This window comes from Patulibacter sp. (genome assembly GCF_030655195.1).
In the GTDB taxonomy this organism is placed as follows: Bacteria; Actinomycetota; Thermoleophilia; order Solirubrobacterales; family Solirubrobacteraceae; genus Patulibacter.
Map to the genome: position 1 here is coordinate 1 of NZ_JAURWA010000088.1, position 9,007 is coordinate 9,007.

Here is a 9,007-nt window from a genome sequence, read left to right on the forward strand (position 1 = left end):
ACGGGCCGCGGGGCGACGGGCCGCGGGGCGGCGGGTACCGGGACGCTCGGACCGATGACGCCGGGCCGCGGGACGCCGGGCCGCGGGACGACCGGATCGATGACGCCGGGCCCGACGACGACGGGCCGCGCCGCGACCTGCGAGCGCCCGTGGGCGAGGACGGCCACCAGTGACCGCCCTGGCCGTCCGGCTGTGGCGTCGCGCCAACCGGCCCCCGAAGCCCCGCGACGAACCGGTCAATCCGATGCGCCGGTCGTCCGAGGCCCGGTCGTGGACGGGGTCGCCCCTGTCGATCGCCGCACCCGGCCTGGTCCCGCCGACGACCCTCGCCACGCTCGACGATGCGTCCGGCGTGCTCGTCGTCGGGGCGCTGCTCGCGACGGTCGTCGTCGGTCTGCTGTGGTTCGCCTGGCGTCTGGCGCGCGGGGGCTCGTCGATCTGGCCGGCGCTCGCCGGACTCGCGGCGTGCGGCGTGGGGTACGTCGCCTTCGTGGTGCTCGCCCTGGCCGTCGTGATCGCCGAGTGCCCGCCCACCGCGACGGAGTGCGTCTGATGTCCCCCGACGACGCGGGGACCCCTGCAGTCGAGACGCCCATCGCCGACGCGACGCCCATCGCCGACGCGACGACCACCGCCGACGCGACGTCCCCCGCCGACGCGACGACCACCGACGACGCGACGACCACCGGGGCCGCTGCGTCCGGCCGTCCGGCGTCGGCTCCCCGACCCGCGTCCCGGTCGTCACGTCTCGCCCTGGTCTGGGGCGCGGCGTCGGTGCTGCTCGGGGTGCTCGCCGTCGGGCTCTTCCTCTGGGCGGTGGGCGGCACGGACAGCGGCCTCGCGTGCTCCGCGCCGTTCGACGGATCGGGCGCGGCGTGTCGGCTCTACGACGCCTGGGCGCCGGTGCTCGCGGTCGCCGGCACGTTCGGCGTGGCGTCCGCCTGCGCCGTGGTCGTCGGCCTCGCCACGGGCGGCGCCCCCGGTGCGGACCGTCCCGTCCGCCGCAACTGACGCGGGGAGGTGCCGCCCCACGGCGCGAACCTGCGTCGGCGGACGGTGACCCGGGAGCGATGCAGGAACGTGCCGCCCGACGACACCAACCTGCATCGGTGCGCCGCCCCGCCCCAATCGATGCAGGAACGTGCCGCCCCACGACACCAACCTGCATCGGTGCGCCGCCCCGCCCCAATCGATGAAGGAACGTGCCGCCCCACGACACCAACCCGCATCGGTGCGCCGCCCCGCCCCAATCGATGAAGGAACGTGCCGCCCCACGACACCAACCCGCATCGGTGCGCCGCCCCGCCCCGAACGATGCAGGAACGTGCCGCCCCACGACACCAACCCGCATCGGTCCGCCCCCCCGCCCGCGCCGCCCCGCCCCGCCCACCCCGGAACGACCGCGACCCGGCCGGGGCCGGGTCGCGGGGTCCTTCCGGGTGGGCGCGGGGCCCGTCCGTCAGTCGGCCGGGGCCGGGGCCCGGCCGCCGGACGGGCGGACGTGGTGCGACGGGCCGGGATCGAAGCCCTCGAGCGGCTCGCCCTGGGGGTCGACGTTCTGCACGAGGTGCCCCTCGAGGGAGACGTTCGGCAGGATCCGGTCGAGCCACTTCGGCAGCCACCAGGCCTTGTCGCCGAGCAGCAGGACGACCGCGGGGGCGACGAGCAGCCGGACGACGAGGACGTCCACCAGGATCGCCACGCCGAGGCCGACGCCGAACATCTTGGCGATGACGTCGTCGGTGGTCGCGAAGGCCGAGAAGACGGCCGCCATGACGAGGCCGGCGACGAGGATCACCTTCCCGATCCGCGACATGCCGAGGACGACGCTCTGCCGCGGTCCTGCGCCCTCCTGGTACGCCTCGTGGATCCGGGAGAGCAGGAAGACGTTGTAGTCCATGCTCAGTCCGAAGAGGATCGCGAACAGCATCACCGGGATGAACGAGACGATCGGCACCCCGGAGTCGACCCCGATCAGGCTCGACCCGACCCCCTGCTGGAAGACCGCGACGACCACGCCGTAGGCGGCACCGACGGACAGCAGGTTGAAGACGGCCGAGACCAGCGGGATCCAGAGCGATCGGAACGCCGCGATCAGCAGCAGCACCGAGAGACCGATGACGACCGCGATGAAGACCGGCAGGCGACCCGCGACCTTGTCCGAGAAGTCCTCGAACCCGGCGGTCTGCCCGCCGACGTAGACCTGCAGGTCGGTGCCCTTCGTGGCCTGCGGCAGCACGTCGTCGCGCAGGCTCGCCAGGAGCTCGCTGGTCTTCTCGTCCTGCGGTGCGGTCTTCGGCACGGCGCCGATGGTCGCCATCTCGCCGTCGGGGCTGACGACCGCGGGGGTCGTCGTGGCGACGCCCGGCGTGGCGGCGACGGCCTTCTGGATCGACGCGAGCTGCGTCTTGAGCTGCGGGTCGTCCTTCTTCTCGATGTCGACGGCCAGCAGGAACGGACCGTTGGAGCCGGGGCCGAACGCCTTGCTCTGCAGGTCGTAGGCGACGCGCTGGGTCTTCGACGTCGGCTGGTTGCCGTCGTCGGGCTGGCCCAGGCGCATCTGCGTCAGCGGCGCGGCGAAGATCAGCAGCACGACGACGCCGATGCCGATCGAGAGCCAGGGACGCTGCGTGACGCGCTCGCCCCACTTCGCGAACGCCGGCGAGGGGCGGACGTGCTCGATCCTCTTGGGCCGGAGCTTCTTGCCGAACGCGCCGATCATGCCCGGGATCACGAGGAGCGCCGAGAGGACGACGGCGAACACGCCGATCGCCGCACCCAGGCCGAGCTTGCCGATCAGCGGGATGCCGATCACGGCCAGGCCGGCGATCGCGACCATCACGATCAGGCCGGCGGCGACGACCGAGGAGCCCGACGTGGCGGCGGCCTTCGCGGCCGCGTCGCGCGTGCTGTCGCCGGCGGCGACCTGCTCGCGGTAGCGGCCGATGATCAGCAGGGCGTAGTCGATGCCGGCGCCCAGGCCGAGCATGACGGCGATCTGCGTGGCGAAGTCCGGCAGGCCCAGCGGCTTGGCGAGCACCGCCAGCAGGATCTGGCCGACCATCACGCCGATGAGCGCACCCAGGAGCGTGGCGCCCATCGCCGCGAAGGACCGGAAGAGGACCGTCAGGAGGACGATCGCGATGAGGATGCCGACGAGCTCGCCCACGGGGACGCTCTGCTCGGCGGCCAGGTCGACGGGCACGCCGCGCATCGCGACCTCCACGGTCGACGACTTCGCGGTGTCGGCGGCCTTCTCGAGCGCCTCGCCGTCGGCCTTCTCGAGGTCCGTCTGCTGGACGGCGTACTGGACCTTCGCCTGGGCGATCGTCCCGTCCTTCGTGATCGAGCCGCCCTTCGCGAACGGCGAGGCGACGCTCTTGACGCTCTCGAGGCCCTGGATGCGCTTCAGCGCCGCCTCGATCGAGCTGCGGTTCTGCGCGTCGGTGAGCTTGCCGCTCTTCGCCTGGAAGACGACGTCGGCGTCCGCCCCGGCGAGCTCGGGCTGGTGCGCCTCGAACAGGTCGAGCGCCTTCTGCGTCTCGGTGCCGGGGATCTTGAAGTCGTCCGCGGCGGGGCCGCCGGCGGTGCCGGCGATGATGCCGAGGACCACGACGGTGGCGAGCGCGAACGCCAGCGTGCGCTTCCAATGGTGGGTGAGCGCGCGGGCGATGCGCGCCAACAGGTCGGACATGGTGCTCCTGAAACGGTCGGACGAGGCGCCGGGGGGACGGTCGCGCGACGCAAGATAGCACCGTCACTGGAACTTTGCAGGTCTTGCAGAAATGCGGACCGTGCGAACTTGCGACACCTGCAGCATGACGGGCCCTCGCGCGGTACTGTCACGACATGGTGAACAGCGCCCCGAGCGGTGTCGGCGTCCCGGCCGAGCCCGGGTTGCGCGAGCGCAAGAAGCAGCGCACGCGCGAGACGATCGCCCGTGCCGCGCTCGAGCTCTTCGACCGCGACGGCTTCCACGAGACGACGATCCCGGCGATCGCCGCCGCGGCCGACGTGTCGCCACGGACGGTGTCGGCGTACTTCCCCGCCAAGGAGGACCTGGTCTTCCCGGACCAGCAGGACTCGTTCGCGCGGCTGGCCGAGCGCCTGGGGGCCCGCGCGGACGGCGAGACGACGGCCGACGCGCTGCGTGCCTGGATCGGCACGGAGCTGCCGCGGTGGAAGGAGCGCGACGACGAGCTGCAGGTGCAGCGGCGCGTCGTGGCCTCCGACGACGGGCTCAAGGCGGTCGAGCAGGGCTTCCGCGCGCACGGCGAGGAGCTGATCGCCACGGCGATCGCCGAGGACCTCGGGGCCTCGCCCGACGCCCTCGAGCCCCGGATGGCCGCCGCCGCGACGTTCGCGATCTTCGGCATCGTCGGCGACGAGCACGACGGCAAGGAGCAGCTCGCCGGCGCCTACTGCGAGGGCGAGCCGGTCGTCCTGCAGCTGCTGGACCGCGCGCTGCGCTTCGTCGACGCCGGGATCCGCTCCCTGCGCGACGACGCGCCCGCGCCGGTCTGACCGGACCGCGTCCGCCCGGCGGCGCCGGTCCCGCTCCGGGGTCGCGCTAGGCGGGGACCGGCGCGTCGACGCCCGCCAGCCCGGCGCAGGTCTCCCAGATCTTCTTCCGGTCGGCCTCGGCCTCGCGGGTGAACGGGGCGTAGTGCGTCGGGCGCCGACGCCGGTCCTGCCAGAACTCGCCCGTGGTCGAGAGCGGCTCCGTCGCCGCCGCGAGCCAGACGATCGTGTCGGCACCCTCGGCGGGGGAGCGCAGGACGCGCCGGGTCAGCTTCTGGAAGCCCGGCAGCGAGTCCTGGACGCCGGGCGTGTCCGCCCAGCCGGGGTGCATCGTGTGGACGACCACCCCGGTGCCGCGCAGGCGCTGCGCCCACAGCTCGCCGAGCACGACCTGGGCGCGCTTGTTGCGGGCGTAGACGGACACCGGCGAGTACGAGCGGTGTGCGTGCTGCGGGTCGTCGGCGTCGAGCTTCTGGCCGTACATCCCGCCGGAGGAGACGGTGATGACGCGGGAGGGGGCGTCCGCCTTCAGGCGCTCCTCGAGCAGCGCCGTCAGCAGGAACGGCCCGAGGACGTTCGTGGCGAACGCGAGCTCGAAGCCCTCGTCGGTGACCGTGCGCTCGGGCGGCATGGCGCCGGCGTTGTGGACGAGGACGTCGACGTGCTCGTCCTGCTCCTCGAGCGTCGAGACGGCCTCGCGGATCGACGCCAGGGACGAGATGTCGCAGCGGACGATCGCGACGTCGGCCGTCTTCGTGCCGTCGGCGTCCTGCACTGCCCGCTGGATGCGGGCCTGCGTAGCGGCGGCCTTGTCGGGGTTGCGGGCCAGCAGGATCACGCGGGCACCGAGGACGGCGAGGTCCGAGGCGGCGGCCTCGCCGATGCCCGAGGTCGGGCCCGTGACCAGCACGGTGCGGCCGTCCAGCCGCGGCAGCTCGGACGGCCAGGTCGGCAGGCGGCGGCGGACCGCCAGGCCCAGGCGCGTGTACCCCGGGGCGATCGTGCGGTCCAGCAGGGTGTCCAGGGGTCCGGCGAGGCGGGTCATCGTGCTCTGCGAGTACCCGTTCGGTCGGCGGCCCGCACGGTGGGCCGGCCGTCGAGCGCCGCCGCGGCGACGGCGGGGCTGACGCCGACCTTCGCCGCGAGCGCCTCGGCGTAGGCCGCCCGCTCGGCGACCAGCTGCGCCGAGGTGCGCACCGGGGGACGGGCGCCGACCACGTCCCCTGCCCGGCGCTCGGCGCGCAGCTCACGCAGGACGACGCCCAGCCGGTCCTCGGTGACGCCGAGCGCGCCGGCGAGATCCGTCGCCCGGCGGTGCTGCGCGTTCGCGTGGTCCGACGGGGCCGAGCTCAGGGCGGGGCGGCCGCCGCGCTCGACGGTCTCGGCGTCGGCGTCGGCCGCGGCCGTGGCGACGAACGAGCCGCCGGCGAGGGTGGTGAGCGCGGCGAGGAGCGCGGTGATCCTGCGGTGGACGGGCATGGGTGCTCCCGGGGTCGGTCCGCCGCACGCCGGGGGACGCGGGCCGCTCGGACGCTAGGCCCCGTCGGTGAGCGGGCCCTGAGCCTGCGGTAAGAACCGCGTTTCACGGGCGCAGAGGCGCGCTTCAGCGTTGGCGCCGAGGCGCTCGCCCGCCGCCCGCCCGCCGTCGCGCCGGCCCGGCGCCCCTCCGGCGCCGGCTCAGCGCAGGGTCCGCACCCGCCGGAGGGTCCTCGACGACGGCATGCCGGGCGACGTCGCCCTCGCGGTGACGCGGTAGCGCCCGAGGGCGAGCCGGACGGTGCGGCGCACGGTCCCGGGCCTCGTCGCGCGGAGCACGGGTCGCCGGACGGTGCGCCACACCGACCGGCGGACGACCTTCGGGCCCGAGCGGACCCGGCGGACGACGCGGCGGGCGATCGTCACGCGGAGGGTCGCGGCGGCCGACGAGCGCACCGAGACGCGACGCCGGGTCAGCGAGAGGCGCGAGACGCGCAGGCGCGTCGGACGGGCCCCCGGGGCCGGCGCCGCGGCCCGCACGAGCGGTGCCTGGTCGGCGTCGGGGACGACCGGCAGCTGCAGCGGCGAGGGATCGGACGGGTCGATCTTCACGCTCAGCGGCGTCGGGACGAGGTTCCCCCGGTGCGCGAGGTCGCCGCCGGCGACGACCAGGCGCAGGCGGTGGCCCTTCGCGAAGCGGTGGACGACGCCCGGCAGGCCGACGGTGGTCGCCCGCCCGTCGGCCGGGACCCGCACGGAGGCGATCTGCTCGCCCGGCAGGAACGCGGAGCCGTCGGGGGCGACGTCCTCGAGCCGCACGTAGGCGAACGCCCGCCCCAGGTCGCCGAGCACGGCGTCGGTCACCCCCGACAGGCCCGGGGTGATCCGCAGGCGGACGCTCGGCAGGCCGACGACGTCGGTGTCGGCTGCCAGCGGTGCGGAGACGAACGACGTCGACGTGCCGGGCAGGTCGACCGGCTGGTAGCCGAGCTGGCTGAGCGCGAACGTCGTGTAGCCCGTCGGCAGGCCCGCGGCGGTGGTGCCGAACGCGGGCGTGCCCGCCTGCACGGCGCCTCCGGAGGGCTGCAGGGTGCCGTCGCCCGAGAGCTCCAGGCGGGTCGGGGTCCCGGCCGGCGGGAACGACGCGGAGCGGGCGTAGGCCCCGGTCTGGTCGCCGTCTCGGTGGGCCCACGCGCGGTAGTAGGAGAAGTCCAGCGACGGGACCTTCGGGTCGTCCTTCAGCCAGTGCGCGAACCAGTCCTGCCACGCGTCGGTGACCGGCGCGCCGGTGCGGAGCGTCTGGTCGCCCTCCCCGGCGACCTTGCCGCCGGAGTGGCCCTCGTTGCGCCACATGAGCTTGACCGGGGTGCCCTGCGCCTTCAGCGCGTCGTAGGTCGCGACGGACTCCCGCAGGTTGAACAACGAGTCCTGCTGGCCCTGCACGAGCAGCGTCGGGACGCGGATCCTCCCCACGTAGTCCGCGACGGAGGAGCGGCGCAGCATGGCCGCGAGGCCCGCGGTGGGGTAGCCCTCGACGACCGTCGTGGCGGCGGCGGCGCACAGCTCGGTCGGGAAGCCGGGGCAGAGCAGCGTCCGCTGGCCGGGGTCGACCGACAGGCCCTGCGCGCCGTCGGCCAGGCCCAGCGCGAAGAAGCCGACGCTCCACAGCGTCTTGAGCGAGCCGACCGCACCGGACTGCACGCCGCTGGTCAGCCCCGCGTCGTTGGGGGCCAGCGAGTAGCGCAGGTCGTTCCAGGTGATGACCGGGATCAGCGCGTCGATGCGCGGGTCCACGCCGGCGGCCGCGAACTGGACCTGGCCGCCGTAGGAGCCGCCGACCATGCCGACGCGCGGGTCGGCGGCGCGCGTGGTCCCGTCGTGGGCGGTCGCGTCACGGCGGACGACGTCGACGGGCGCCGACGCACCGGGGACCTTCGCTCCGCCGAGGTAGGAGACCAGCGCGCTCGCGGCCTGCCCGTCGTGCTCGGGGTCGTCCAGCGTGATCTTGCAGCCCGACCCGCCCCAGCCCAGACCGGAGTAGTTCAGGACGACGTAGCCCTTGCGGGCGAAGCCGATGGCGTTGACGCGCTGGGTCGAGACGTCGCCCCCGAAGCCGTTGGTGGTGAGGATCGCCGGGGCGGGCGCGGACGCGGAGGCGCCGGCGGGCCGGTAGATCTCGGCCTCGATCCGACAGGTCTGCGGCACCGCGTCGCCGACCCGGACCTCGAAGGTCAGCGGTCGGACGCTGTAGCCGTCGGCCGTCGTCGTGGCGCCCTCGACGACGCTCGCGGGCACGGGCAGGTCCGCGGCCGAGGCGGTGCCGGCGGGCGCGAGGAGCAGCGCGCAGGCCGTCGCGAGCAGCGCCGGGGTGCGGCGGCCCCGGGTCCGGGCGGCTGGGCGGGATGGGCGGGATGGGCGGGAGCGTGCCGGCACGGGAGTCCTCCGGGAGATGACCGGGCGTACGGATCGCCGCACGCTCGGGCGAGGAACCTACCCGCGAGTAGCTCCCGTGTGGACATTTCTGCCCGAGGTGTCCCGCCCGGCGTCCGGGCGGCGGTCCTCAGTCCTCGGTGCGGCGGGCCGGCGGCTCGTCCTGCGCGGCGCTCGCCTCGACGCGGAGGCGGCGCGCCTGCGGCTCGTCGTCGTCGGCCTCCATCGACGCCTTGAACCCCTTCAGGCCCTCGCCGATCGACTTCCCGACCTCGGGCAGGCGCTTGGGTCCGAGGACCAGGAGCGCGATGACGAGCAGGACGACGACGTGTGTGGGCTGCAGCAGTCCGGATCCCATGGGTGCCTCCGAGAGGTCGTGCGCCGACGTGGTGCGGCGCGGGGCGCCGGTGCGGCGCTCCTGCCTCTGGAACGCGGTCGACCGGCCACCGGACGCGGTCCGGCGGCAAGCTGGCGCACCACCGCCCGGAGGCGGTGCCGGGGCGACCCGTTCGAGCGCGGCGGCGCCAGGACGGTCCGGTCGAGCGCGCCGGCGGCCGGCGCCGCGGCGGGTCAGGGCGGC

Annotated in this window: 8 protein-coding genes; 3 read left to right on the forward strand and 5 right to left on the reverse strand. The window is 75.0% G+C overall.

The features are described from left to right. Positions 1-169 precede the first annotated feature (169 nt). Together Q7T67_RS08930 and Q7T67_RS08935 are read left to right on the forward strand one after the other, a co-directional pair. A complete protein-coding gene (locus Q7T67_RS08930; protein WP_304788204.1) occupies positions 170-553 on the forward strand; it encodes a hypothetical protein in 384 nt (127 codons plus the stop codon). Further along, entirely contained in the window at positions 553-1,011 is a 459-nt protein-coding gene (locus Q7T67_RS08935; RefSeq protein WP_304788206.1) for a hypothetical protein, read from the forward strand. Before Q7T67_RS08930 ends, Q7T67_RS08935 begins: the two co-directional genes overlap by 1 nt. Before the next feature lie 448 nt (positions 1,012-1,459). On the opposite strand, the gene Q7T67_RS08940 is transcribed toward Q7T67_RS08935, so the two are convergent. Beyond that, positions 1,460-3,694: an MMPL family transporter gene (locus tag Q7T67_RS08940; protein ID WP_304788208.1), complete on the reverse strand. Its 2,235-nt coding sequence runs from the start codon at positions 3,692-3,694 to the stop codon at positions 1,460-1,462. Positions 3,695-3,849: 155 nt separating this feature from the next. On the opposite strand from Q7T67_RS08940, the gene Q7T67_RS08945 reads away from it, so the two are divergent. Beyond that, positions 3,850-4,524 carry a TetR/AcrR family transcriptional regulator gene (locus tag Q7T67_RS08945; protein WP_304788210.1) on the forward strand — a complete coding sequence of 225 codons (675 nt, stop codon included), beginning with the start codon at positions 3,850-3,852 and terminating at the stop codon, positions 4,522-4,524. 46 nt (positions 4,525-4,570) lie between these two features. On the opposite strand, the gene Q7T67_RS08950 is transcribed toward Q7T67_RS08945, so the two are convergent. From Q7T67_RS08950 to Q7T67_RS08965, 4 genes are all read right to left on the reverse strand, one after another. Then, positions 4,571-5,566, reverse strand: a complete 996-nt coding sequence (locus Q7T67_RS08950; RefSeq protein ID WP_304788212.1) for an SDR family NAD(P)-dependent oxidoreductase — start codon at positions 5,564-5,566, stop codon at positions 4,571-4,573. Next, the gene (locus Q7T67_RS08955) at positions 5,563-6,000 is read right to left on the reverse strand and encodes a hypothetical protein (protein ID WP_304788214.1); all 438 of its coding nucleotides are present in this window, start codon (positions 5,998-6,000) and stop codon (positions 5,563-5,565) included. Before Q7T67_RS08955 ends, Q7T67_RS08950 begins: the two co-directional genes overlap by 4 nt. Positions 6,001-6,198: 198 nt before the next feature. Next, positions 6,199-8,430 carry a CocE/NonD family hydrolase gene (locus Q7T67_RS08960; protein WP_304788216.1) on the reverse strand — a complete coding sequence of 744 codons (2,232 nt, stop codon included), beginning with the start codon at positions 8,428-8,430 and terminating at the stop codon, positions 6,199-6,201. 127 nt (positions 8,431-8,557) lie between these two features. Further along, positions 8,558-8,785 carry a twin-arginine translocase TatA/TatE family subunit gene (locus Q7T67_RS08965; RefSeq protein ID WP_304788218.1) on the reverse strand — a complete coding sequence of 76 codons (228 nt, stop codon included), beginning with the start codon at positions 8,783-8,785 and terminating at the stop codon, positions 8,558-8,560. Positions 8,786-9,007: the final 222 nt, after the last annotated feature.

Excerpts from the sequence above, each read along its gene's own strand:
- Q7T67_RS08945 (WP_304788210.1), top strand. The coding sequence starts at position 3,850 with ATGGTGAACAGCGCCCCGAGCGGTGTCGGCGTCCCGGCCGAGCCCGGG.
- Q7T67_RS08940 (WP_304788208.1), bottom strand. The coding sequence starts at position 3,694 with ATGTCCGACCTGTTGGCGCGCATCGCCCGCGCGCTCACCCACCATTGG.
- Q7T67_RS08965 (WP_304788218.1), bottom strand. The coding sequence starts at position 8,785 with ATGGGATCCGGACTGCTGCAGCCCACACACGTCGTCGTCCTGCTCGTC.
- Q7T67_RS08935 (WP_304788206.1), top strand. The coding sequence starts at position 553 with ATGTCCCCCGACGACGCGGGGACCCCTGCAGTCGAGACGCCCATCGCC.
- Q7T67_RS08955 (WP_304788214.1), bottom strand. The coding sequence starts at position 6,000 with ATGCCCGTCCACCGCAGGATCACCGCGCTCCTCGCCGCGCTCACCACC.
- Q7T67_RS08950 (WP_304788212.1), bottom strand. The coding sequence starts at position 5,566 with ATGACCCGCCTCGCCGGACCCCTGGACACCCTGCTGGACCGCACGATC.